Source organism: Dechloromonas sp. A34, assembly GCF_026261605.1.
Classification (GTDB): Bacteria; Pseudomonadota; Gammaproteobacteria; order Burkholderiales; family Rhodocyclaceae; genus Azonexus.
On sequence record NZ_CP102486.1, the window covers coordinates 1,877,802 to 1,902,987 of the forward strand.

The 25,186-nt window shown below is 63.8% G+C and carries 21 protein-coding genes and 1 pseudogene; 16 read left to right on the forward strand and 6 right to left on the reverse strand.

All coding sequences use genetic code 11. The annotated features are described in order from the left end of the window. Positions 1-11 precede the first annotated feature (11 nt). Entirely contained in the window at positions 12-362 is a 351-nt protein-coding gene (locus tag NQE15_RS09440; RefSeq protein ID WP_265949046.1) for a RidA family protein, read from the forward strand. Between the two features lie 19 nt (positions 363-381). Here NQE15_RS09440 and NQE15_RS09445 read toward each other — a convergent pair whose 3' ends face one another. After that, positions 382-2,355, reverse strand: a complete 1,974-nt coding sequence (locus NQE15_RS09445) for a sigma-54-dependent Fis family transcriptional regulator (protein WP_265949049.1) — start codon at positions 2,353-2,355, stop codon at positions 382-384. A 357-nt stretch (positions 2,356-2,712) separates the two neighbouring features. Here NQE15_RS09445 and NQE15_RS09450 point away from each other — a divergent pair, with 357 nt between their 5' ends. The 8 genes and pseudogenes from NQE15_RS09450 to NQE15_RS09485 all read left to right on the forward strand — a co-directional run bounded on the left by NQE15_RS09450 (position 2,713) and on the right by NQE15_RS09485 (position 10,044). Next, positions 2,713-4,860, forward strand: a complete 2,148-nt coding sequence (locus NQE15_RS09450) for a hydantoinase/oxoprolinase family protein (protein ID WP_265949052.1) — start codon at positions 2,713-2,715, stop codon at positions 4,858-4,860. An 11-nt stretch (positions 4,861-4,871) separates the two neighbouring features. Next, positions 4,872-7,196 (forward strand): hydantoinase B/oxoprolinase family protein, encoded by a 2,325-nt coding sequence (locus tag NQE15_RS09455; protein ID WP_265949056.1) that lies wholly within the window; start codon positions 4,872-4,874, stop codon positions 7,194-7,196. A gap of 36 nt (positions 7,197-7,232) precedes the next feature. Further along, positions 7,233-7,736: an acetone carboxylase subunit gamma gene (locus NQE15_RS09460; protein ID WP_265949060.1), complete on the forward strand. Its 504-nt coding sequence runs from the start codon at positions 7,233-7,235 to the stop codon at positions 7,734-7,736. Positions 7,737-7,808: 72 nt separating this feature from the next. Further along, positions 7,809-8,492 (forward strand): annotated as a pseudogene (locus tag NQE15_RS09465) (CoA transferase subunit A); the annotation flags it as partial. Positions 8,493-8,540: 48 nt separating this feature from the next. Continuing rightward, a complete protein-coding gene (locus NQE15_RS09470) occupies positions 8,541-9,197 on the forward strand; it encodes a 3-oxoacid CoA-transferase subunit B (protein WP_265950212.1) in 657 nt (218 codons plus the stop codon). Further along, entirely contained in the window at positions 9,194-9,397 is a 204-nt protein-coding gene (locus NQE15_RS09475) for a hypothetical protein (RefSeq protein ID WP_265949065.1), read from the forward strand. Before NQE15_RS09470 ends, NQE15_RS09475 begins: the two co-directional genes overlap by 4 nt. Continuing rightward, positions 9,390-9,788, forward strand: a complete 399-nt coding sequence (locus tag NQE15_RS09480; RefSeq protein WP_265949067.1) for a carboxymuconolactone decarboxylase family protein — start codon at positions 9,390-9,392, stop codon at positions 9,786-9,788. Before NQE15_RS09475 ends, NQE15_RS09480 begins: the two co-directional genes overlap by 8 nt. Positions 9,789-9,798: 10 nt before the next feature. After that, on the forward strand, positions 9,799-10,044 hold the full coding sequence (locus NQE15_RS09485) for a hypothetical protein (RefSeq protein ID WP_265949070.1): 246 nt from the start codon (positions 9,799-9,801) through the stop codon (positions 10,042-10,044). A gap of 12 nt (positions 10,045-10,056) precedes the next feature. Here NQE15_RS09485 and NQE15_RS09490 read toward each other — a convergent pair whose 3' ends face one another. After that, complete coding sequence (locus NQE15_RS09490) at positions 10,057-10,731, reverse strand: DUF2461 domain-containing protein (protein ID WP_265949072.1); 675 nt, start codon at positions 10,729-10,731, stop codon at positions 10,057-10,059. Between the two features lie 186 nt (positions 10,732-10,917). Here NQE15_RS09490 and NQE15_RS09495 point away from each other — a divergent pair, with 186 nt between their 5' ends. Next, positions 10,918-13,935 carry a transglycosylase domain-containing protein gene (locus tag NQE15_RS09495; RefSeq protein ID WP_416336537.1) on the forward strand — a complete coding sequence of 1,006 codons (3,018 nt, stop codon included), beginning with the start codon at positions 10,918-10,920 and terminating at the stop codon, positions 13,933-13,935. Positions 13,936-13,944: 9 nt separating this feature from the next. Here the strand turns inward: NQE15_RS09495 and NQE15_RS09500 are convergent, their stop codons facing one another. Further along, on the reverse strand, positions 13,945-14,802 hold the full coding sequence (locus tag NQE15_RS09500) for a hypothetical protein (RefSeq protein WP_265949074.1): 858 nt from the start codon (positions 14,800-14,802) through the stop codon (positions 13,945-13,947). 153 nt (positions 14,803-14,955) lie between these two features. On the opposite strand from NQE15_RS09500, the gene NQE15_RS09505 reads away from it, so the two are divergent. The 4 genes from NQE15_RS09505 to NQE15_RS09520 all read left to right on the forward strand — a co-directional run bounded on the left by NQE15_RS09505 (position 14,956) and on the right by NQE15_RS09520 (position 18,729). Then, on the forward strand, positions 14,956-15,540 hold the full coding sequence (locus NQE15_RS09505) for a TetR/AcrR family transcriptional regulator (protein WP_265949076.1): 585 nt from the start codon (positions 14,956-14,958) through the stop codon (positions 15,538-15,540). A 108-nt stretch (positions 15,541-15,648) separates the two neighbouring features. Then, a complete protein-coding gene (locus NQE15_RS09510) occupies positions 15,649-16,740 on the forward strand; it encodes an alkene reductase (protein WP_323054962.1) in 1,092 nt (363 codons plus the stop codon). 61 nt (positions 16,741-16,801) lie between these two features. Further along, positions 16,802-17,731: a DMT family transporter gene (locus NQE15_RS09515; protein WP_265949077.1), complete on the forward strand. Its 930-nt coding sequence runs from the start codon at positions 16,802-16,804 to the stop codon at positions 17,729-17,731. Beyond that, positions 17,728-18,729 (forward strand): LLM class flavin-dependent oxidoreductase, encoded by a 1,002-nt coding sequence (locus tag NQE15_RS09520; RefSeq protein WP_265949079.1) that lies wholly within the window; start codon positions 17,728-17,730, stop codon positions 18,727-18,729. The genes NQE15_RS09515 and NQE15_RS09520 overlap by 4 nt, the downstream gene beginning before the upstream one ends. Before the next feature lie 32 nt (positions 18,730-18,761). Here the strand turns inward: NQE15_RS09520 and NQE15_RS09525 are convergent, their stop codons facing one another. Continuing rightward, positions 18,762-19,151 (reverse strand): DUF3135 domain-containing protein, encoded by a 390-nt coding sequence (locus NQE15_RS09525; RefSeq protein ID WP_265949082.1) that lies wholly within the window; start codon positions 19,149-19,151, stop codon positions 18,762-18,764. Between the two features lie 440 nt (positions 19,152-19,591). Here NQE15_RS09525 and NQE15_RS09530 point away from each other — a divergent pair, with 440 nt between their 5' ends. Both NQE15_RS09530 and NQE15_RS09535 read left to right on the forward strand, forming a co-directional pair. Next, positions 19,592-20,617 carry a M14 family zinc carboxypeptidase gene (locus NQE15_RS09530; RefSeq protein WP_265949084.1) on the forward strand — a complete coding sequence of 342 codons (1,026 nt, stop codon included), beginning with the start codon at positions 19,592-19,594 and terminating at the stop codon, positions 20,615-20,617. Continuing rightward, positions 20,614-21,375, forward strand: coding sequence for an alpha/beta fold hydrolase (locus NQE15_RS09535; protein ID WP_265949087.1), 762 nt, complete (start codon positions 20,614-20,616; stop codon positions 21,373-21,375). The genes NQE15_RS09530 and NQE15_RS09535 overlap by 4 nt, the downstream gene beginning before the upstream one ends. A gap of 116 nt (positions 21,376-21,491) precedes the next feature. On the opposite strand, the gene NQE15_RS09540 is transcribed toward NQE15_RS09535, so the two are convergent. Beyond that, complete coding sequence (locus tag NQE15_RS09540; RefSeq protein ID WP_265949089.1) at positions 21,492-23,876, reverse strand: response regulator; 2,385 nt, start codon at positions 23,874-23,876, stop codon at positions 21,492-21,494. Further along, positions 23,873-25,165, reverse strand: coding sequence for an ABC transporter substrate-binding protein (locus NQE15_RS09545; RefSeq protein WP_265949091.1), 1,293 nt, complete (start codon positions 25,163-25,165; stop codon positions 23,873-23,875). Before NQE15_RS09545 ends, NQE15_RS09540 begins: the two co-directional genes overlap by 4 nt. Positions 25,166-25,186: the final 21 nt, after the last annotated feature.

Below are 25,186 nucleotides of genomic sequence, written 5' to 3' on the forward strand. Positions count from 1 at the left end.
AGGAATGACTCATGATGGAAATTCACCGTTCAGGCACTACTCGCCGCTGGTCTGATACCGTATCCTGGCAGGGTCTGCTTTTCCTTTGTGAAGTGCCTTCACAGCTCGATGCCGATATCAATGGCCAGGCGACCGAAGTCCTGGCTGCGTTGGCGCAGCGCCTGGAAGAGGCCGGCAGCGACCAGCGGCGCATCCTCAACGCCACGATCTACATTCCCGACCCGGCCGACCTCGCCGCCTTCAACGCCCTCTGGGACACCTGGGTGCCGGCCGGTTGCGCGCCGGTGCGCGCCTGTATCCACGCGCCGCTGACCGATCCGCGGCTACGCGTCGAAATCCAGATGATGGCGGCGCTCGCCTGAGTGTCTCGGCCGGCGCGCCTCAGGCGCGCATGGCGGCCAGCTTGACGTAGAGCGTGCTGCGCGAAATGCCCAGGTTGCGCGCTGCCAGCGACAGATTGCCGTTGGCGTTGGCGACCGCGGTATTGATCGCTGCCCGCTCCATCTCGGCCAGGCGGCCGGCCGCCATGGCCGGCGTCACTTCGCCGCGGGCGAGTACGGCATCGACCGCGGCGGCGGCGATGTGCGGCGGCAGCAGGCTGCCGTCGATGCGATTGCCGTCGCTCAGCGCGAACATCGCCTCGAAGACATTCTGCAATTCGCGGATATTGCCCGGCCAGCGATAACGCAGCAGGTGGCCCAACACCTCGGGATCGAGGCTCTTTGGCGGGCAGCCATATTTCTGGGCGAAACGCTGGTTGAGATGGCCGATGATCGCCTCGATGTCATCCGGACGTTCGCGCAGGGGCGGCAGGTTCAGGCTGACGACGCAGAGGCGGTGGAAAAGGTCTTCGCGGAAGCGGCCGGCGCCGGCATCGGTCTGCAGGTCGCGGTTGGTGGCGGCGATGATGCGTACCGATACTTTGCGTTCCTTGGTGTCACCGAGGCGGACGACCACGCCATCCTGGAGCACGCGCAGCAGGTGGGGCTGCATGTCGAGCGGCATCTCGCCGATTTCGTCGAGGAACAGGGTGCCGCCGTCGGCCTGTTCGAACTTGCCGGGCAGGCCGCCGCGGCGGGCGCCGGTAAAGGCGCCCTCGCTATAGCCGAACAGTTCGCTGGCCAGCAGTTCGCGGGTCAGGGCGCCGCAATTGACCGCGATGAAGGGACCCTCGGGTTTGCTGCTCGCCTGGTGGATGGCGCGCGCGAAGATTTCCTTGCCGGCGCCGGTTTCGCCGAGCAGCAGCACCGGCAGGTCGAGCGGCGCGATGCGCCGGGCACGGGCTTTTGCGGTGGCAATCGCGGCGCTGGTGCCGATGATCTCGGCGAAGACATCGGTTTCCGTTTTGGCCGGGCTGGGCTGGGCCGGCATGCAAACGACTTGGCGCTGCGGCGGGCCGATCGGGATGGCGAGCAGGGTGCCGAGATCGCCGTCACGCGAGCGGATCGGGTGCAGCCATTCCGGGCGCAGCCAGCCCGGCGTCTGGCGGCGGCGCTCGTCGGGCGCCAGGGCGAGATTCAGGGCGGCCACCTGGCTGCCGATTTCGAAGGGCAGGCGCACGCCATGCATCTCGCGGGCCTGTTGCATGCTGCCGCCGGTCCGCACAATGCGGCCGCGGTTGTCGAAGAGCACGACGCAATCGTTGCCGTAGCGGCTGAAGTCGTCCATCGCCTGTTGCAGCAGGCGGCCGTGCAGCTCGGCGTCGCGCCGCGCCAGCACGCCTTCGATCTGCTTGGCGGCGGAGATGACCAGGCCCAGCGTATGGCCGTGGAAGGTTTCCTTGACGCCGGAGACATCGACCACGCCGAGCAGGGTCTTGCCCAGCGGGTCGAGGATCGGGGCGGCGGCGCAGGTCCAGTGCTTGACGTCGATGCAGTAGTGCTCGCTGGCGTAGATCTGCACCGGCTGATGGGTGGCAATCGTGGTGCCGATGGCGTTGGTGCCGATCAGTTCCTCGCTCCAGCAGCCGCCGGGCGCCAGGTTGATCTGCTCGCCGGCGTCGCGGGCCCGCGATTCGCCGTTGAGGTCGAGAATGGTGCCGCTCGGGTCGCTGAGCATGATCAGGGTGCCCGACTCGCGCAGGATCTCGCGCAGCGTTTCGAGTACCGGCCGGGCCGCCTCGTAGAGATCGCGCGCACTCTCGCGCAACAGGCGAATCCGCTCGCCGCCGGCGACCGGCGCACTGGCGCAGCCCGGGTCGACCGCCTCGGAACGGCTGCGCCGCCAGGAATCGAGCACGACATTGCGCACGCCGCTGCCGGATAGCGGGCGGTCCTGGAGGAAGCGTTCCCATGAACTGGCGACGGTCGATTCGTCGCCGATCCGCGGAATCAGAAGATGGCTGTTGGGGGTCACCGTGGGCTCGTGCCGGGCTCCGTAATTATCGCTGCAGAACAATCAATTAACTTAATCATAACCGTAGCGACCGCCGCCCGAAAAGTCAATGAAAGTCGTTGTGGATCAATGGTCTGTGCGGTGCAACATAGTTCATTGGGAAGTGTCCGGTTTCCGGACAGTCGGCAATTGGCGTCGTGATTCAGGACGTTTATTCGCCTTTCACCGGACAGCTGTCGGTTTCCGAGTATTTTCGCCAAGTCATTGATTGATCGATTGAATTCTGCGAGCCGGCGGTTTTTTCGCGGCCTGGCCCAGGCCTTGCCATTAAGTCGGCGTGGGATCACTGACCACAAACACCAATGACAGGAGACAAACATGGAAACTCAGCAGTCAAACGTACAGGTAATGGGAATCGATGCCGGCGGCACGATGACCGATACCTTCTTTGTCCGGGCCGACGGTCGTTTCGTCGTCGGCAAGGCGCAAAGCAATCCGGGCGACGAATCGCTCGCCATCTACAACTCTTCGGTCGATGCGCTCGAGCACTGGGGCCGCAACGTCGACGACGTCTATCCGGAACTGGCGACCTGCGTCTACTCCGGAACGGCGATGCTCAACCGCATCCTGATGCGCAAGGGCCTCGACGTCGGCCTGATCTGCAACAAGGGCTTCGAGCAGATCCATTCGATGGGTCGTGCCTTGCAGAGCTATCTCGGCTACGCGCTGGAAGATCGCATCCACCTCAACACCCACCGCTACGACGAGCCGCTGGTCCCGGTTTCCCGCACCCGCGGCGTCACCGAACGCACCGACGTGCAGGGCAAGATCGTTATTCCGCTGCGCGAAGAAGAAGTGCGCCAGGCCACCCGCGAGCTGGTCGAGGCCGGTTCCCAGGCCGTCGTCATCTGCCTGCTGCAATCGCACAAGAACGAACTTAGCGAACAGCGGGCGCGCGATCTGGTGCGTGACGAACTGAAAAAACTCAAGTCCGACATCCCGGTCTTCGCCTCGGTGGATTACTACCCATCGCGCAAGGAAAGCCACCGGATGAACACCACCATTCTCGAAGCCTACGGCGCCGAACCGTCGCGCCAGACGCTCAAGAAGGTCAGCGACCGCTTCAAGAAGCATGGCGCCAAGTTCGACCTGCGCGTCATGGCGACGCACGGCGGCACGATCAGCTGGAAAGCCAAGGAACTGGCCCGCACCATCGTCTCCGGCCCGATCGGCGGGGTCATCGGCTCCAAGCTGCTCGGCGAGTACCTCGGTGACGAGAACATCGCCTGTTCCGACATCGGCGGCACCTCGTTCGACGTGGCGCTGATCACCAAGGGCAACTTCGCCATCAAGTCCGACCCGGACATGGCCCGCCTGGTGCTCTCCTTGCCGCTGGTGGCGATGGACTCGGTCGGCGCCGGCGCCGGCAGCTTCGTCCGCCTCGACCCGTACAGCAAGTCGATCAAGCTCGGCCCGGACAGTGCCGGCTATCGCGTCGGTACCTGCTGGCCGGAAAGCGGGCTGGATACGGTCTCCGTTTCCGACTGCCACGTCGTGCTCGGCTACCTGAACCCCGAGAACTTCCTCGGCGGTGCCATCAAGCTCGACGTGCAACGGGCCCGCGACCACATCAAGGCGCAGATCGCCGATCCGCTCGGCCTGTCGGTCGAAGATGCGGCGGCCGGTGTCATCGAACTGCTCGACCTGACGCTGTCCGAATACCTGCGCGCCAACATCAGCGCCAAGGGCTACAACCCGGCCGAATTCACCTGCTTCTCCTATGGCGGCGCCGGCCCGGTGCATACCTATGGCTATACCGAAGGCGTCGGCTTCAAGGACGTCGTGGTACCGGCCTGGGCGGCCGGTTTCTCGGCTTTCGGCTGCGCCTGTGCCGACTTCGAGTACCGCTATGACAAGTCGGTCGATCTGGGGGTGGCCCAGTTTGCCAGCGACGAACAGAAAGCGGCGGCCTGCAAGACCTTGCAGGAAGCCTGGGAGGAACTGGCGACCAAGGTCATCGACGAGTTCGTGATCAATGGCTACAAGCCGGAAGACGTGCTGCTGATCCCCGGCTACAAGATGCAGTACATGGGCCAGCTCAACGACCTCGAAATCGTCTCGCCGGTCACCAGCGCGGCCACTGCCGCTGACTGGCAGCAAATCATCGAGTCCTTCGAGAACACCTATGGCCGCGTCTATGCCAATTCGGCGCGCTCGCCGGAATTGGGCTTCTCGGTCACCGGCGCCATCCTGCGCGGCATGGTCGTGACCCAGAAGCCGGTATTGCCGGAAGACGCGGATTGCGGCCCGACAGCGCCCAAGGAGGCCTATCTCGGCACCCGTCCGTTCTACCGCCACAAAAAGTGGGTCGAAGCGGCGCTGTGGAAGATGGAGTCGCTGAAGGCCGGCAACCACATCGTCGGCCCCGCCATCATCGAATCCGACGCGACGACCTTCGTCGTGCCCGATGGCTTCGAAACCACGATCGACAAGCATCGCCTGTTCCATCTCAAAGAAGTCAAGTGAGGAGATAAATCATGAATATGATGAGCACCAAAGAAATCGGCCTCGGCAACCTGCTCGAGAGCGGCCTGACCCTGAAGCAGCATCGCGACGCGATCCTCGAGCGCACCCAGGCGACGGGTTACTACAACGGCCTGGAGAAGCTGGAATTCCGCGACAGCGACCCGATCGGCTACGAGAAGCTGTTCTCTAAACTCCGCGGCGGCCTGGTCCATGCCCGGGAAACGGCGAAAAAGATCGCCGCCAGCCCCATCGTCGAGCAGGAAGGCGAGCTCTGCTTCACGCTCTACAACGCCGCCGGCGACTGCATCCTGACGTCGACAGGGATCATCATCCACGTTGGCACCATGGGCGCGGCGATCAAGTACATGATCGAGAACAACTGGGAAGCCAACCCGACGATCAACCCCGGCGACATGTTCACGACCAATGACTGCGCCATCGGCAATGTGCACCCCTGCGACATCGCCACCATCGTGCCGATTTTCTGGGCCGGCAAGCTCATCGGCTGGGTCGGCGGCGTCACCCACGTCATCGACACCGGTGCCGTGACGCCGGGCTCGATGTCCACTGGCCAGACCCAGCGTTTCGGCGACGGCTACATGATCACCTGCCGCAAGACCGGGATCAACGACGAACCGCTGCGCGACTGGCTGCACGAGTCGCAGCGCTCGGTGCGGACGCCGAAATACTGGATCCTCGATGAAAAGACCCGCATCGCCGGTTGCCACATGATTCGCGAGCTGGTCGAAGAAGTGATCCGTGCCGATGGCCTGGAAGCTTACGAGAAGTTCTCCGGCGAAGTCATCGAAGAGGGCCGGCGCGGCCTGATGAGCCGGATCAAGGCGATGACCCTACCCGGCAAATATCGCAAGGTTTCCTTCGTCGATGTGCCGTTCAAGCACGAAGACATCCAGGTTTCCAACGCCTTCGCCAAACTCGACTCGATCATGCACTCGCCGGTCGAGATGACCATCAAGCCGGACGGCAAGTGGCGTCTCGACTTCGAAGGCGCCAGCCGCTGGGGCTGGCATACCTTCAATGCCCACCAGGTGGCCTTCACCTCGGGCATCTGGGTGATGATGTCGCAGACCCTGGTACCGACCCAGCGTATCAACGACGGCGCCTACTTCGCCACCGAGTTCCACCTGCCCAAGGGCACCTGGTGCAACCCGGACGACCGCCGCACCGGTCACGCCTATGCCTGGCACTTCCTGGTCTCCGGCTGGGCGGCGCTGTGGCGCGGCCTTAGCCAGTCCTACTTCAGCCGCGGTTATCTGGAAGAGGTCAATGCCGGCAACGCCAATACCTCCAACTGGTTGCAGGGCGGCGGTATCAACCAGGACGGCGAGATCCACGCGGTCAACAGCTTCGAGGCTTCGTCGTGCGGTACCGGTGCCTGCGCCGTCAAGGACGGCCTGAACCACGCCGCCGCCATCTGGAATCCGGAAGGCGACATGGGCGACATCGAAATCTGGGAAATGGCCGAGCCGCTGCTGTATCTGGGGCGCAACGTCAAATCCAACTCCGGCGGCTACGGCAAATACCGCGGCGGCTGTGGTTTCGAGACCCTGCGCATGGTCTGGAACGCCCAGGACTGGACGATGTTCTTCATGGGCAACGGCTACATGAACAGCGACTGGGGCATGATGGGCGGCTACCCGTCGGCCACCGGCTACCGTTTCGAAGCGCACAACACCGGCCTCAAGGAGCGCATCGCCATCGGCGACTCGCTGCCGCTGGGCGGCGACCTCGATCCGGGCGCGCCCGACTATGAGCGCCACCTCGACGCGACGGCCGTGGTCAAGCGCGACAAGCAGTGCATGACGACCGAGGACTGCTATGACAACCATGACCTCTACCTGAACTACCTGCGTGGCGGCCCGGGCTTCGGCGATCCGATCGATCGTGAAATCAGTGCCATCGAGAACGACCTTAACCAGAAGTTCCTGCTGCCGGAATTCGCACAGAAGGTTTATGGCGCGGTGTTCACCCAGGATGCCAAGGGCGTGTTTGCCATCGATGCCACCAAGACCCAGGCCCGCCGCGCCGCAATGCGCAAGGAGCGTCTGGCCCGTGCCCTGCCGACCCGCGAATGGATGAAGGAAGAGCGCGAACGGATCATCAACAAGCATGCCGCGGTGCAGGTCCAGCACATGTTCGCCACCAGCTTCGGACTGTCCGAGAAATTCACCAAGGAGTTCAAGGATTTCTGGAACCTGCCGGCCGACTGGCAACTGCTCGAAGACGAACTGGGCGTGCCGACCTACGGCTCCAAGCACCGCATGGATCTCTCGCTGATGCCCGACGTGAAGACCGTCGTTCAGGTCGAAGAGTAAGCAGTGCAATCGATTATCTGAATCTAGGAGACAAAAATGTCATATACCAATGAACAGGTTTCACATCTGGTCGAAGGCACGCTGGACTGGGAAACGACCTTCCGCATGCTGTCTATGCCCAAGGACAACAGCCGTTTCGAGCAGTACCTCGCGGCGCTGCAGGCCAAGGTCAGCTTCAAGGATCGCATCGTCCTGCCGCTGGCGCCGCACATGTACATCGTGCAGTCGGCGAAGACCAAGCAGTGGCTGATCAAATGCGACTGCGGCCACGAGTTCTGCGACTACAAGGAAAACTGGAAGCTGCATGCCTCGATCTACGTGCGCGACACCGAAGAGGCAATGACCGAGGTGTACCCGAAGCTGATGGCGCCGGATACCCAGTGGCAGGTCTATCGCGAGTACTACTGCCCGACCTGCGGCACGCTGCACGACGTCGAGGCGCCGACCCCGTGGTACCCGGTGATCCACGACTTCGAGCCGGACATCGAGGCCTTCTACAAGGAATGGGTGCATCTGCCGGTTCCGGAACGGGTTGATTAAACCCTGAGCCGGGCGGGGGGCGGTTTGCCGCTCCCCGCTTGCCCCAAAGACAAGAAGAGGGAACAGCACAACATGAACAAGGTGTATGCAACGAGCCAGGCCGCACTCGACGGCCTGCTTTTCGACGGCATGACCGTCGCCGCCGGCGGCTTCGGCCTCTGCGGCATTCCGGAAAACCTGATCGCCGGCCTGCTGCAGGCTGGCACCAGTGATCTGACCATTGTCGGCAACAACGCCGGCGTCGACGATTTCGGGATGGGGCCGCTTTTGAAAACGCGGCAGGTCAGGAAGGTCGTCGCCTCCTATGTCGGCGAAAACAAGGAATTCGAGCGCCAGGTGCTGGCCGGCGAACTGGAGCTCGAACTGGTGCCCCAGGGCACCCTGGCCGAACGTTTGAGGGCTGGAGGGGCGGGCATCCCGGGCTTCTACACGCGGACCGCATTCGGCACCCGCCTGGCCGAAGGCAAGGAAACCCGCCAGTTCGAGGGCCAGGACTATGTGCTGGAACCGGCCATCCGCGCCGACGTCGCCATCGTCAAGGCCTGGAAGGGCGATCGCACGGGCAACCTGGTCTTCCGCAAGACGGCGCGCAATTTCAACCCGATGATCGCCACCTGCGGCCGGGTTACCGTCGCCGAGGTCGAGGAACTGGTCGAGCCGGGCCAACTTGATCCGGACCAGATCCACACGCCGGGCATCTATGTGGACCGCATCATCCAGGGCGCCGGCTACGAGAAGCGCATCGAGTTCCGGACCACGGCCGGCGGTGCCACGCCGGGCAAGTCGGACCCCGTGCGCGAACGGATGGCGCGGCGGGCGGCGCAGGAATTGCGCAACGGCTATTACGTCAATCTCGGCATCGGCATCCCGACGCTGGTCGCCAATTACATTCCCGAGGACATGCACGTCACGCTGCAGTCGGAGAACGGCCTGCTCGGCATCGGCCCTTTTCCCGACAGCGACGATGTCGATGCCGACCTGATCAATGCCGGCAAGCAGACCATCACCAGCCTGCCGGGCAGCAGCTTCTTTTCCAGCGCCGACTCCTTCGCGATGATTCGCGGCGGCCATGTCGACCTCTCCATCCTCGGCGGTCTGGAGGTTTCGGAAAATGGCGACCTCGCCAACTGGATGGTGCCCGGCAAGATGGTCAAGGGGCCGGGCGGGGCGATGGACCTGGTCTCCGGCGTCGGGCGGGTGATCGTGCTGATGGAGCACACGGCCCGCGACGGCTCGCCAAAAATCCTGCCGGCGTGCCAGCTGCCGCTGACCGGCCGCGGCGTGGTGGACATGATCATCACCGAGCTCTGCGTGTTTTCGGTCAATCAAGGCGGGGGCTTGACCCTGATTGAGCTGCAGCCCGGTGTTTCGGTGGACGAGATCGCGGCCAAAACCGGCTGCCCGTTTGCCGTGCGCCTCGGCCTTCCGGTGCGGGATGCGGAGCTCGCCGTCAGTTCATGAACGCCGCCACCGCAACTGCCGGCCGTGCTTCGCCGCTGCGCGAAGCCATCGATCTGGTCAGCAATCTGTGGGATATTGAGTGTCGGCACCAGCTCGGGAAGCTCTCCCGGGCCGAGTACCGGCAGGCCGTGGCGGCCTTGCGCGGCGACTCGGGAAGTCGGTGCCCGACGCTAACGACAAGGAAAAACAAGAATGAGTGATGCCTACAGCGATGGCTTGAAAGTGCGCCGCCAGGTCATGGGCGACGATTTTGTCGACCAGGCCTTTGCCAATGCCAGCGAATTCACCCGGCCCTTGCAGGATTTCATTACCGGCAACGCCTGGGGCTCGGTGTGGTGCCGCACCGACCTCGACCTCAAGATGCGGAGCCTGATCACGGTCGCGATGCTCACCGCGCTGGGCCGCCAGGGCGAGTTGCGTGGCCATATTCGCGGCGCGCTGAATAACGGGGCGACGGCAGACGAAATCCGGGAAGTCCTGCTCCATGCCGCGGTGTATTGCGGCGTGCCGGTATCGGCCGAAGCCTTCCGCACAGCGGAACCGGTGATTGCCACCTACGTCCCGGCTGGCGACAGCGAAAGTGAAGGCTGAGGATATGGCCGTGGCGAAAATGCCTGGCCGGTGGCGGCTCGGCATCGTCATCCTGCTGACTGTTCTGGCCGGTTGTGCCCTGATTTCCCGCTGGCATTGGGAAAAACGTGGCGCCAGCGAGGGCGACTATGAAGTCGACGAAAAGGCCTGCAAGCTGCAGAGCTACTCGGGCACCGAGGGCATGGTCACCAACGAGAGCGTGCGCCGGATGCACCGCTGCATGGAGTCCCGGGGCTGGCGCAAGGTGGAGAACTGAGGGCGGGGACCTTCAATACGCCACACCCACGGCGGCGCAGAGGAAGGCCACCAATGGTGCGCCGGCCGAAAAACGGGTGGTGGCGAGTTTGGTCAGTTCCGGACCGATTATCTCGGCCGGGGAGAGCGACGCCAGGGCGATGAAGTCCTTGCGTTTCAGATCCTCGATCGCCGGGTGATCGGCGGCGTAACCGCGCGGTGGGCGGGTCAGGCTGTCGCCGGTCAGTGCCCACAGCGAGCTAAACTTCTTGTTGTCCCGAACCGCGAACCAGCGCTCGGGGTCCTCGGCGATACGGTCGCGAATCTTGCCCAGGGCATCGGCTTCCGGGTGCCAGCTGCCGACACCGAGGAAGCACCCGTCGCCGGCGATATGCAGGTAGAAGCCCGGGGCATGGACATCCTTGCCGAGTGCATGGCGGAACTGGATGCCAATATTGTTCTTGTACGGCGTCTTGTCGCGGGAAAAGCGCGTATCGCGGAAGACCCGCATCAAGGAGCCACCCATCTTGCGCGGGTCGGCACGAAAGTGCGGCGCGAAATCGGCAAGCGCCGGTGCCATCGCCGCAATGAAGGCGAGGGACGGTTCGCGGACCAGGGATTCATAGCGCGCCTTGTTGGCCTCGAACCACTCGCGATTATTGTTGGCAGCGAGTTCATCGAGGAAGGTAAAGGTGTTTCCGGAAAACATGAACGCCTCCTGTGAATGCTTTCACATCGTGAAATATGTCGCCAAGTTAATGATTACAAATAATAAATTTCCTGGCAACGAGCAGCTTTGGGCAACCGCTGAACTCGGACGCAAGGCTCTTTTCATCGATTTGCTACTGAATTCGCGCGACCTAAATATAATGGCACGGTGACTCAAGACAATAATATCGAAGCATCCCCAACACCTGCCGAGACCATACCCAGCCGCAAGCGTCTGCACCTGATTGCAGTCCTCGCGCTGGTCGTGGTCGGGGCTGGCTTATTGCTGGTTGAAGAGGTCGAAACCTCGCAACTGCAGGCCCTGCACATCGCCAACTATGCCGCCAAGCTCGATTATCGAGTGCTCGAAGAGGCCAGCACGGCCGTTCGTTTTCCGACGCATGGGCCGTTCGACGAACGCATGGGCTACAGCGCACTGCCGCGGATCAGCCAGAACCTCAGTGCGTCGGGTTACCGGCTGACCCACCAGGCGCATTTTTCGGATGCGCTGATGAATTACGCCGGGCGAGGCTATTTTCCGCCCTATCGCGAAAAGGCCGTGGCCGGGTTGACGGTGGCCGATTGCCACGGCGATACCCTGTACCGTTTCCGCTATCCCTATCGCGCTTACGACGATTTCGCAGCCGTGCCGCCGCGGGTGGCCGAGACCCTGATGTTCATCGAAAATCGCGATCTGCTCGACGAATCCCGGCCGACGATGAATCCGGCCGTCGAGTGGGTGCGCTTCGCCCGTGCCGTAATTGGCCGTGTCGGGCGGCTGGTCAGCGACGATTTCGATGCTCCGGGCGGCAGCACGCTGGCCACCCAGATCGAAAAATATCGTCATTCGCCGGACGGCGTGACCCACGACGGTGGCGAGAAGTTGCGCCAGATGGTCTCCGGCAGCGTGCGTGCCTATCAGGACGGCCAGCAGACGCTGCCTGCCCGCCGCCGCATCCTGCTCGACTATCTGAATACCGTGCCGCTGTCCGCGGCGCCCGGGCACGGCGAGGTCAATGGCCTGGGCGACGGCCTGTGGGTGTGGTTTGCCGCCGATTTCGCCGAGGTCAATGCACTGCTCGCGGCGCCGGAAGCGAGCGGCCCGCGGCTCGCGGCGCAGGGCCGCGCCCTGCATCAGGTGGTGGCCCTGATGATCGCCCACCGTCGGCCTTCGTTCTATCTGTCGCCCAAGGGGCGTGACAGTCTGGCCCACCTCTCCGAAAGCTATGTCCGCCTGCTTGCCGACAATGGCGTGATCAGCCCGGCGCTGCGCGACGCCGCGCTGGCCGAACCGCTGAAATTCCGCGATATGGTGAAGAATCCCGCGCTGCTGCCGGCCGATGCCGGCAAGGGAGCGGCGACCATCCGCAACCGGCTGGCCGGCATGCTCGATATCTCGCTGTACGAACTCGATCGCTACGATGCCGAAGTCGCCACGACGCTGGACGGTGCGTTGCAGAAACAGGTCAGTACTTACCTGGGGCAGCTCAGAGATCCGGAATTCGCCCGCAAGCAGAGCCTGGTCGGCGACCGCATGCTCAGTCCGACGACGCTGGGGGCCGTGCGCTACAGTTTCAACCTCGTCGAGCAGACCTCGGCCGGCAACCGCGTGCGCGTGCAGACCGACACCACCGACCAGCCGCTCGACATCAACGAAGGCAGCAAGCTCGAGCTCGGCTCGACGGCCAAGCTGCGCGTACTGACCACGTATCTGGAAATCATCGCCGAACTGCATCAACGCTTTGCCGAACTGACGCCGGAAGAGCTGCGCAAATTGCAGGTCGAGCAGCGCGATCGCCTGACCCAGTGGGCGGTCGGCTACCTCGCTACGGCCAAGGACAAGGAGCTGCCGGCGATGCTGCAGGCCGCCCTGGAGCGCAGTTACTCGGCGAGCCCGGGCGAGAGTTTCTTTACCGGTGGCGGGGTACATAGCTTCAACAACTTCCGCAAGGAAGACGACAGCCGTGTGCCGACCGTGCGCGAAGCACTGCAGGCTTCGATCAACCTGCCGTTCGTCCGCCTGATGCGCGACGTGGTGCGCTACGCGATGTACCAGGTGCCGGGCAGCAGCGCGCAACTGCTGGAGCGCGCCGGCGACCCGCGGCGCCATGACTATCTGGCCCGTTTCGCCGATCAGGAAGGGCAGGTCTTCCTGCGCCGCTTCTGGAACAAATACCGGGGCAAGAAGGGCGACGAGATCCGCGACGATTTCCTCGACGGCCTGCGCCCGGGAGCCGGCCGCCTGGCTGCGGTCTTCCGCTACCTGTCGCCAAAGGCGACGGTCGAGGAGCTCGGGGTTTTCCTGAAGCAGCGGCTCGACGACGACAAGCTGAGCGACGAGCACATCGCCCGGCTCTACGAACGCAACGCGCCCGAGGTCTACGATCTGCCGGATCGCGGCTTTGTGGCGCGCGTCCATCCGCTGGAACTGTGGCTGGTCGCCTATCTGTCGAACAATCCCGAGGCGACCTGGAGCGAGGCCGTCAAGGCGAGCGCCGAGGAACGGCAGACGGTCTATCGCTGGCTGTTCAATACCCGCTTCAAGGGAGCACAGGATTCGCGGATTTACACCATGCTCGAGGTCGAGGCCTTCCTCGACATCCATCGGCGCTGGGCAAAAGTCGGTTATCCCTTCGGTCATCTGGTTCCCTCCCTGGCCACCGCGCTCGGCAGCTCGGGCGACCGCCCGGCGGCGCTGGCCGACTTGATTGGCATCATCGAGAACGACGGCGTCCGCTTGCCGACCCGGCGCATCGACCGCCTGGCCTTTGCCGCCGGTACGCCTTACGAAACACGTTTCGCCGGCGCCAACGGGCAGGGCGAGCGCGTCATGGCGCCGGAAGTGGCGAAGGCGCTGCGCAACGCCTTGTCCGAAGTCGTCGAGGGCGGTACCGCCCGCCGTCTTTCCGGATCGTTCACGTTGGCCGACGGCACGCCGCTTACCGTCGGCGGCAAGACCGGTACCGGCGACAACCGCATCGTCCTCGGTCGTGGCGCGGCGCGCGGCGTCGCCATGAACCGGACCGCCACCTTCGTCTTCTATCTCGGACCGCGTCACTTCGGCACGCTCACTGCCTACGTAATCGGGCCCGGGGCGGCGAGCTACCGCTTCACCTCGGCGCTGCCGGTACAGATCCTCAAGTCGATGGCACCCTTGCTGCTGCCGGCACTCGAACCGCAGGCGACGACGCAATGTACCCTGTGAGGAATCCCACTACGGCTTGATCGGCTCGAAATAGGGCAGCAGTGCTTTGGCCGCCTTGATTCTCTGGCCGGCACTGGCCGATGGGTCGTTCATCACGGCGAGCAGAAAGCTTTTCGGGTCGCTGTAATGGCTGCCTACATTCAGCGTCGAATGTGGGCGGCCCGCCTCGCCCGGCTGATCGGTGGTTTGCTCGCTGGCGACCGGAGCGGCTTTGGTATCCGGCTCGGCCGGCGTCTCGAGCTGTTTGAGCGCTCGCTGAAATTCGGCCGCTTCGATGCTTTTTGCGCCTGCCAGAATTTCGGCCTGCCGATCCATATTGGGCGCCATTTCCAGTCCCGGCTCATCGATAAACATGGCGCCGAGGCTGGGGTCGATGAAGGCCGACCATTTTCCGGTCGCCGTGTGCAGGGCGGGCAGCAGCTCGCTGGCTGCTGGTGAGACCGACGACGGCCGCCCGGATGCGGGAAGCAACTCAAGTTTTTCGCCGGGAATCCCGGTCAGATAGGTGCGACGGAGCGCCTCGAGAAAGCGTAGTACCAGCGCGACCGGCGCCGGCTCGGCGAGCGACAGCCAGAGTCGATAGCCTTGGTGAGCTGAAATCGCGAGTGTCGGTGCGGGCAAATCCAGTTCGTCCTGAACCGCCTGATAGAGCTTTGCCACCTGTTCCCAATCGCCGGGCCGTTCGAACTTGACGACCATGGTCCGTGCCAAGCCGTCAGGGCTGACCAGCATCAGGTCGTCGTTTGTCGGTTCGGAAATCTCTTCGGCCGAAGAGGCGGGGGCGGTGCCGCCATCCAACTGTCGAGCAGGCGAAGGCTGGTCGGGCAGGAAATAGAGTCGCTGCAGTTGGGTCATCAGTTTGTTCATGCATCACCAATCAGGAAGGTTCGGTCATTCCGCGCGCCATTGCCTAGCAAACGCCAATCCCGTGAGCTTAACCGCAGGCATCGCCGGAAGGCGTTTCGGGGTGCCACAAAAAATACTAGACGACCGGTCTAATTGGTGGCAACATTTCCCGCCATGAACATCCGTTACGACAATACGCGCCAGCACATCCTCGAAACCGGCCACCGGATTTTCGCCGGCAAGGGCTTTTCGAGCGTTGGCCTGAATGAGCTGCTGAAGGCCGCCGGCGTGCCCAAGGGCTCGTTTTATCATTACTTCGAGTCCAAGGAGCAATATGGTCAGGCCCTGCTCGCCGACTATTTCGAGCACTACCTCGCCGATATCGGCGCCTTGCTCGATGCCGGTGAGGCCTCGGGTCACGAGCGGCTGATGCGTTACTGGGAGCGCTGGCTGAATTCCCAATGCGCCGACTGTGCCGATCAGAAATGCCTGGTCGTCAAGCTGAGCGCCGAAGTTGCCGACCTCTCGGATGCCATGCGCCTGACCCTGCGTGACGGGACCGAGCGCATCATCGCCCGGATTGCCCAGACCATCGAAACCGGCGTCGCCGACGGCTCGCTGCCGGCGCTGGACGCCGAGGCGACCGCCCGCACGCTGTACCAGTTGTGGATTGGCGCCAGCGTACTGGGCAAGCTGCACCGCAACCGCAGGGCGCTGGATAGCGCGATGAGCTTCACCCGGCAATTGTTGTCGCGCTGAGCCACAAACTATCGACGGGCCGCGCCTTGGTGCGGCCCATTTTTAACACTGAAACATAGACGACCGGTCTAATTTAGCAACGAAACCCCGCCCACAAGGAGAATCACCATGAGTTCCCTGTTCGATCCTGCACAAATCGGCGATATCGCCGTCGCCAACCGTATCGTCATGGCGCCGCTGACGCGCAATCGCGCCATCGCCGGCAATGTCGCCGGTCCGCTGACCGTCGAGTATTACCGCCAGCGCGCCAGCGCCGGCCTGATCATCGCCGAGGCGAGCCAGATCAGCCCGCTGGCCCAGGGCTATCTCGACACCCCGGGCATCCATACCCCGGAGCAGGTGGCCGGCTGGCGCCAGGTGACCGATGCCGTGCATGCCGAAGGCGGCAAGATCGTGCTCCAGCTCTGGCACGTCGGCCGCATTTCGCATTCCTCGCTGCTGCCTGACGGCGCCGCGCCGGTTTCCTCGAGCAGCCGCCGCTCCGAGGCCAAGACCTTCACTCGCGACGGCTTCCTCCCGGTTTCCGCACCGCGCGCCCTGCGCGACGATGAGTTGCCCGGCCTGATCGACGACTACCGCCGCGCCGCGCGCAATGCGATCGCCGCCGGCTTCGATGGCGTCGAAGTGCATGCCGCCAACACGTACCTGCTCGAACAGTTCCTGCGCGACAGCGTCAACGACCGCAGTGGCCCCTACGGTGGCAGCATCGCCAATCGCGCCCGCCTGCTGCTCGAAGTCATGCAGGCGATTGTTGCGGAAATCGGCGGCGGCCGGACCGGCATTCGCCTCAGCCCGCTGACGACCTTTGGCGGCACGACGCCGCTCGACAGCGATCCGCAGGCGCTCTACGGCTATGTCGTCGAACAGCTGGCGCCGCTCGGTCTGGCCTTCCTGCACGTCATCGAAGGCGAAACCGGCGGCACGCGGAATCCGCCCGCTGCCAAGCCCTTCGATTACGAGGCCCTGCACCGTAGTTTCCCGGGGGCCTGGATGGTCAACAATGGTTATTCGCGTGCCCTGGCCATGGAAACCGTTGCCGAGGGCAAGGCCGACCTGGTGGCCTTTGGCCGCCCGTTCATCAGCACGCCGGATCTGGTCTACCGCCTGAGTCACGATGCGCCGTTGAACGAATTGCGCGCCGACAAGCTCTATGGCGGAGGCGCCGAGGGTTACACCGACTATCCGACCCTGGCTGCCTGATCGCCACTTCACCCCGGCCGTGACGGAATCATCCGCCACGGCCATCACCACCGAATTTTCCATGTCTGCATACCGCCGCTGGCTGCCAGCGCTCGCCTTGCTCGTCCTCTCGCTGACCTGGGGCTACACCTGGGTGCTGGCCAAGCACGGCCTGGTTTACGCGCCACCCTTCGCCTTCGCCGCCGAACGCTGCGTCGGCGCCGCGTTGTCCCTGATCCTCGTGCTCAAGCTCATGGGGCGTCCGCTCAAGCTGGTCGCGCCGGGACCGACCCTGGCCATCGGCCTGGCCCAGGTAGCAGGCTTCATGGTCTTCCAGACCTGGGCGCTGGTCGAAGGCGGCCCCGGCAAGACGGCAGTGTTAATTTTCACGATGCCGATCTGGACCCTGCTGATGTCCTGGCCGCTGCTCGGCGAACGCATACGCGGCAAGCAGTGGCTGGCTGCGGCCAGCACGCTGACCGGCCTGCTGCTGATCATCGAGCCCTGGGACATGCAGTCCAGCCTGTTCAGCAAATTCCTCGGCCTGATGGCGGCGCTGTGCTGGGCGATCGGCACCATCCTGATCAAGCGCCTGCGCTCGACGACGCCGGTCGACCTGCTGACGCTGACCACCTGGCAGATGATCCTCGGTGCCGTGCCGCTGGTCCTGCTCAGCCTCGTGGTGCCGGAACGGCCGACCGAATGGACGGTTTCCTATATCGGCATCCTGGCCTTCATGTCGGTGCTCAGCACCGCCATGTGCTGGTGCCTGTGGATCTATATTCTCGACCGCGTGCCGGCCTGGGAGGCCAGCCTCTCCGTGCTCGGCACCCCGGTCGTCGCCATCCTCTCCTCGCGCCTGACCTTCGGCGAGGAATTCAAGACCGGCGAAATCGCCGGCATCCTGCTCATCGGCACCGGCCTGGCCCTGCTCTCACTGTTCAGCTGGGCGGCCAGCCGGCGCAATCCGGTGGTGCCGACCATTAAAGAAGAAGCCTGGGAACGAACATGAATCCGTTGCAAGACACGAAGCTCTCGATGCTCGACCTGGTCGCCGTGCGCGAAGGCGGCACCGTCGCCGAAGCGCTGGCCATCGCCCGCGACACCGCCCGTTACGTCGAGCAGCTCGGCTTCACCCGCTACTGGGTCGCCGAGCACCACAACATGCCGGGCATCGCCAGTTCGGCGACGGCAGTGCTGGTCGGGCACATGGCCGGCGTCACCAGCCGCATCCGCGTCGGTTCCGGCGGCATCATGCTGCCCAACCACGCGCCGCTGGTCGTCGCCGAAGCCTTCGGCACCCTGGCCGAACTCTATCCAGGCCGCATCGACCTCGGCCTGGGCCGCGCGCCGGGCACCGACCATCTCACCATGCGCGCCCTGCGCCGCGACCGGATCGAGACGGAAGCCGATTTCCCGCGCGAAGTCGCCGAATTGCAGCAACTGCTTGGCCCCCGCCAGCCTGATCAGAAAGTCGTTGCCGTACCGGGCAGTGGCACCGAGGTGCCGATCTGGCTGCTCGGCTCCAGCCTGTTCTCGGCCCGCCTGGCCGCCGAGCGTGGCCTGCCTTACGCCTTCGCCTCGCACTTCGCGCCGGCCATGCTGATCCAGGCCATCACCATCTATCGCCAGAATTTCCGTCCCTCGGCCACGCTGGCCAAGCCTTACGTGATGATCGGCGTACCGTTGATCGCCGCGCCCAGCGACGACGAGGCGGAGTTCCTGGCGAGCAGCACCTATCAGCGAGTGCTTGGCATCCTGCGCGGTGACCGCCGCGGCCTGCCGCCGCCCGTGGCCGGCTACCTCGATGGCCTGGCGCCGCAGGAACGTTCGGCGATCGGCGACTTCCTCGGCGCCGCTGTGATCGGCAGTCCGCAGACGGTGCGTGAAGGCCTGCTCGGTCTGCAGAAGGTCACCGCGGCCGATGAAATGATCCTGGTCTGCGATATTTTCGACCCGGCACTGCGCCGGCGCTCGCTGGAAATTGCCACCGCGGCATTGGCTGGCTGAACACGGCAGCAGATTCCGCCGACCGCCTCCGGCTATTCCCTATTGCGTGGATGAACCGGGCGGAATTGCAGGATGCGCGCACTGCGCTCGGGCAGGCCGTGACCGCCTTCCGGCAAACAGCCCCCGGGCAACGGATTTTCCGGGGTCACGAATTCCTGCCAGTGGTAATTCAGCGTCACGAAACTTTTCCACATCAGGTCGTAGATTCTGATCGTCGATCCGAGAGCCGATCGTGACAAACGACGCAAACAGTCGACCCTGAACTGAAGTCCCTGCAGGCGAGGTTTCAGTTTGTCCGGTGCGTTATCGATAAAGTCTTCGATTATTTCCCGGCGCAAGGCCTCATAGGCCTGGGGATCATCCCGGGCGAGCTTTGAAAGCTCTTCGTGGCTGGGCAGCGTTAACCGCAAATGCTCACTCATATAACCCCCGTCATCCATGTCGTCACGAGCGGTGGTGCATTATTTGGACACGAAGCGAGCCGGGAGGTTCGGCGTTTCCGCCGTGACGGGGGGGCGCGGATTAGCGGCCGGATCGACGAAAACGATTCAATGCCACTAATTCGATCAGTCCCCAGAGTGCCGCGCTACCGAGGGCGAGGGCAGGGTGGGCCAGTGTTTTGCGAATGATCGTGCGCATCGGCGGGGTCCTTTCGGGAGTTTTCGGGGAGCGAACAGGTGCCCCGGTCAGGTGGAATCCAGTCGCCGGCGCTTTGTCATGAAAATTTCATCTTCGAGCGCAAGGGTTGGCTACTAACATAACAAGCCAATGTTAAGCGCTCGTTTCAGCTGCCTTACCGAGGGGCTTGGCTACTCTAGTCCAACCGTTCCGACCCTTTCAAGGCGATCCGCAATTGCCCGGCGTGGCTCACTCAGAACTCCCCGAATTGCTCGAACTGGAAGCCATCATTCGCGATGGCGGGAGTCAGCTCGAGACGCAGGTGGCCAGCGAGGTCTTCGTCGGCGAGCGCCGCTTTCCGGTGCATGTTGTTGCCCTGGGCAACCCCGATCCGGAGGTGCCGGTCGTCGGCTTTTTCGGGGGCTTCCACGGCCTCGAAAGGATCGGTAGCGCCGTCGTGCTGGCCTACCTGCGCAGCCTGGTCCGGCGCCTGCCCTGGGACAGCCTGCTCCATCGCCAGCTAGAAACGGTCCGCCTGGTCTTCATGCCCCTTGTTAATCCAGGCGGCATGTGGCGCGGCACACGGGCGAATCCCAACGGCGTGGACCTGATGCGCAATGCGCCGCTGGAGGCGCGGGAAAAAGTACCCTTCCTGGTTGGCGGGCAGCGGATCAGCGCCCGCCTGCCCTGGTATCGGGGGCCGCTGGCCGGGCCGATGGAAGTCGAGAACCAGGCTGTGTGTGCGGTGGTCGACCGGGAATTTTCCGGCCGCAGCTTCGGCATCGCGCTCGATTGCCATTCCGGCTTCGGCATTAACGACCGGATCTGGTTTCCCTATGCTCATACCGCGCAGCCGATCGCCCATCTGCCCGAGATGCATGCGCTCAAGGGCATCTACGACGCGACGCATCCCAATCATCGCTATGTCTTCGAGCCGCAGAGCCGGCAATACCTGACGCACGGCGACCTGTGGGATTACCTCTATCAGCGTGCCTGTGCGGAGCCGGGACGGATTTTCCTGCCGCTGACCCTGGAAATGGGCTCCTGGCTATGGGTAAAGAAAAACCCGCGGCAGCTCTTTTCCCGCCACGGCATGTTCAACCCGCTGATCGAGCACCGCCAGCAGCGGGTTCTGCGCCGCCATGTCTTCTGGCTCGATTTCCTGACCCGGGCCGCCTGCGGGCACCGGCTGTGGATTCCGAGCCCTGCCGATCGCGAAAGCTATCGCCAGCAGGCCCTCGAACACTGGTACCGGAAGGCCGCGTTGTGAGCGCCTGGATTTTGCTGCGCGGGCTGACCCGGGAGAGCCGTCACTGGGGGGATTTTCCCGAACGCTTGCAGTCCGCGTGCGGCGCGGCCCGGGTGCAGGCCATCGACCTGCCGGGCAACGGCCGCCTGCACGGGCAGGAAAGTCCGCTGCTGGTGGCCGACATGGCGCGGAGTTGTCGGCGCCAACTGCGCGAACTCGGGATCGCGCCACCGTATTTCGTCTTGGCGATGTCGCTTGGTGCCATGGTGGCGGTGGACTGGGCGACGCGTCAGCCGATGGAAATCGCCGGCTGCGTCCTGATCAACACCAGCCTGCGCCCGTTCAGCCCGTTTTATCACCGTCTGCAGCCGAGCAGCTACTGGTCGCTGCTCGATCTGCTGCTGCGCGGCGGGGATGCCGAGTCCCGCGAGCGCACCATTCTGCAGCTCACCAGCAGCCATCCGCCAGCGCCGGAAATCTTCGCGGCATGGGCCGGCTATGCGCGCCAATGCCCGGTTTCGACGCGCAATGCGCTGCGCCAGTTGTTGGCGGCCGCCCGCTACACAGCGCCTGCCACCCGACCGGCGCCGCCCATGCTGGTTCTCAGCGGCGCGCATGACCGCCTGGTCGATCCCCGTTGTTCGCGCCGGCTGGCGGCGCAGTGGGCGACGGCTTTTGCCGAGCATCCGACGGCCGGCCACGATCTGCCGCTTGACGACGGAACTTGGGTTGCTCGGCAGGTCGGACACTGGCGGCAGATGTTGGCGGCCCGTGATTAGATATCTCCGGCCTTGCCGGGGGATATTTACTCCCGGTTTTGCATAGACGTCCGGGCTGCGTGACTTAAAGATGCTACCCGTCAGGTGGGCCTTCGGTGACTCTTGCCCGGTGCGGATCAGGTCGCCTGGGCTGACGATTCTTCTTTAAGGCGTGTCTTCGCAACCCATTTGAACAGCATGGCATAAAGCTGTTCCGGGCTGGCGGGCTTGCTGATGAAGTCGTTCATGCCGGCGTTGAGGCATCGTGTCTTGTCTTCGGCAAAGGCGTTCGCCGTCATCGCCAGAATCGGGGTGGTGGTGCACTGGGGGAGCTGGCGGATGCGCTGCGTCGCTTCCAGGCCATCCATGTTGGGCATCTGCATATCCATCAGGATCAGGTCGTAAGCGTTTTCCCCGGCCAGTTTCAAGGCCACCGCGCCGTCTTCGGCGCAATCGACGCGCCACTCGATATCGCCCAGGATTTCCTGGGTGATCTCCCGATTGACCGGCTCATCCTCGGCGAGTAGCACGCGCGTGCCGTGATATTCCTGCTTCAAGTGCAATTCCAGATTGTCCGGGGCGACGATCTCGGTAACGCCGGCTTCGGCTTCGCCCTTGGCGAGCCGTGCGCTGAACCAGAAGGTGCTACCGACCCCGGGCGTGCTTTCGGCGCCGGCCAGTCCGCCCATCTGCATGGCCAGCCGTCGGGTGATGGCGAGGCCGAGTCCGGTGCCGCCGTATTTGCGCGTAATGCTGTTGTCGGCCTGTTCGAAGGCCGAGAACAATCGGCTCAGGGTCTCCGGGGCGACGCCGATTCCGGTGTCGGCAACCTCGAAGCGCAACAGGGCACTGCCTGCGTCTTCCTCGATCAACTTGACCCGCAAGGAGACTCTGCCTGACTCGGTGAACTTGACGGCGTTGAAGGCGTAGTTGAGCAGGGCCTGCTGCAATCGTGTCGCGTCGCCCAGCAGGTTCGGCGGCAGCGGATCGATTTCAGTGGTCAGGCGAAGGTGCTTGCGCTGCGCATGGTCGTGGATCATCGACGCGACATTGCCAAGGATGGCCTTGAGCCTGACTGGGGTTTCCTCGATCTCGACCTTGCCGGCCTCGATTTTGGAAATTTCGAGAATGGCATTGATGATATTCAGCAGGTGGGTGGTGGCCGCTTCGAGTTTTTCCAGGCGCCCGGTCTGTTCCGGGGTCAGGCCGCCGCGCCGGATCATGTGGGCCATGCCGGTGATGGCATTGAGCGGGGTCCGGATTTCATGCGACATGTTGGCGAGGAAGGTGCTCTTGGCAACATTCGCCGCCTCGGCCGCTTCCTTGGCCTGCGACAGTTCGGCCGTGCGCGCCGCGACCAGTTGTTCGAGATGGGCGCGATAGCGTTCGAGTTCCTCGGCCGCGCGCTTGTGCTCGGTGATGTCCTCGGAAATGCCGAGCAGGAATTCGGGCTCGCCGCGGCTGTTGCGCAAGGCCAGCTTCTTGGTGTGCAGGATGCGCTGGCTGCCGTGGCTGGTGGTGACAATCTCTTCCGGGATGTCGATCGCCGTCGCGGAGTCGAGGACCTGGCGATCCTTGCCGGTGAAAAAGTCGGCTTCCTCCTGGCAAAAGAGGTCATGGACGTTCTTGCCCAGAAGATTCTGACGATCGAGGCCGAGCAGCTGTTCTCCGGCCTTGTTGAAGAGTACGAAGCGCAAGTCGGCGGCGCGCTTCAGGAAAATCATGTTGGGAATGTTCTCGACGATCGAGTCGAGCAGCCGGCTGGTGGCGCGGATTTCCTCCTCGTTGTGGCGATGCTGATTGAGCAGCTCGCCGACTTTCTCGGTCATCGAGTTGATGCCGTGCTGCAACTGCCCCAGTTCGTCATTGGCGGAAACCGGAATCCGGGCGTCGAGGGCGCCGCCTTCAACCTGCTTCAGGATGGCGAGCGAGCTGCGGACGCGACGTGTGATCAGGCGCTGGGCAAAGAAAATGATCGCCAGCGAACTGAGCAGGATGAACAGGCCGGAGCCGAGCAGCCCGCCTTGCAGGATATTGCGTTTCTGAGCATCGATCGCGGCGGTGCTGATCGTGAATGCGGTGGTGTAAAGGCGGGCGCCACTCAGGCGATTGCGAATCTGCATCACGCCGGTCAGGGTGTTGCCCTTGGTGATGAATTGTTGATCCGGTGCGCTATCGGCGAGCCAGCGCGGATCGAAATCCGGTACGCCGCCGGCCCGCAGTCCGAGATAGGCTGGATCGCTCGAGACGATGACCCGGCCATTGCCGCCGACCGCCAGGCTACGCAGAGCGGGGGCAGCGAGCAGTTCGCTCATCAGCGCGGTCCGCGAAATGGCGGTTACCGCCAGTTCGTCGTCGCCGATCATGCGCCCGATCAATTGCAGACGTGATCGGAGATGTTCATCGGCTGCCGTGCTGTAGCGGTCGATGTAGAACCAGCCGAGGGCACCGAAAGCCGCGACCTCAACAGCGATGACCAGCAGCGCAATACGGGCGATGAGGCCGAAGCGGGCCGTCTTCATGGCATGTAGCGCGGCGTCTCGCTCAGCGGCTCGAGGCGCGTTGTCTTTTCACGTTCGAAACGGGACTGCTCGGGCGGAATGTGACCGAGAATCTCGATGCCGAGTTCGGGGCGGATTGCCCGCGGGTTCCAGCGGGCGATATAGATGCTTTGCTGAACGTGGTGGCTGACCGGGTCCATGAAAGCGTCGGCGTTCTGCATGCCCTCGCTGGCCGTGCGCCGGTATTTCTCCAGTTGCGCGATGACGGCATGGTTGTCGGTCGTTCCTGCCCGCACGATGGCCGAGAGCAGGGCCTTGGTGGCGAGATAGGCGGCATGGGTGACATCGCCGGGATAGTCGAGCCGGGTGTGGCCGTAGCGTTTGCGGTAACGGGCGACGAACTCGGCTGTGCCCGGCGTGCCGAGGTTCCAGGACCAGGTGGTGGCGAACAGCGGACGGGGGGTGCCCGGTGCGGGATAGAGCTCCTCCCAATCCACTTCGCCGACGATCCAGGACTGCCGTTCCAGCGTTTGCGGGGCGATCTGGGCAAACAGCTTGATCTGGTTGTCGCCGCTGATGCTGGTCACCACCACGTCGGCCGGAATGGCGGCGACCCGACGCAGGACGTCGAGCGGGTCGGGCAGCGATTCGGGAGCCAGGATTTCGCCGACCACCGTGCCACCGTATTCCGCAATGTACTGACGGGTCGCGGCGGCATTGCCCTTGCCCCAGGCATTGTCTTCGGTGAGCAGCAGAACCCGCTTCGATTTGCGATGGGTCAGCGCATATTTGATCAGGGCGCGATAGAAATTGGCGCCATGGGCGTCAAAGGTGAATTTGCTGCGGTGGGCGTTTTCGACCGACTCGGTGGGGCCGGACGAGTTGGTGTTGATGAACAAGGTGCCGTATTTCTGGCAAACCGCCGACATGCTGGCGGCGACCCCGGAACTTATCGCGCCGACCATGAAACCGGCCTTGGTCCGGGTGATCAGTTCTTCGGCAACCAGTGCCGCCTGTTTTTCATCAAGGCTGGGGTTGCGGGAAATCAGGACGATTTCGCGGCCCAGCGCACCGCCGGCGGTATTGAATTCGTCGATCGCCATTTCGGCGCCGCGGCGGTCGGCCTCGGCATGCAGGGCAAAGCGGCCGGTGGTCGGCGCGACGTGGGCGATGACGATTGGCTCGCCCGCTTCGGCAGCCTGCGCCGAACCGATACCCGCCAGCCGCGAGGCCTGGTCACCGGGCGAGAGCAGAGCCGAAACCAAGGCCGCCAGCACCGCCCCAACCACGATGTGCAAAGATGTTTTCATATCAGGAGGTTAACCCATTTT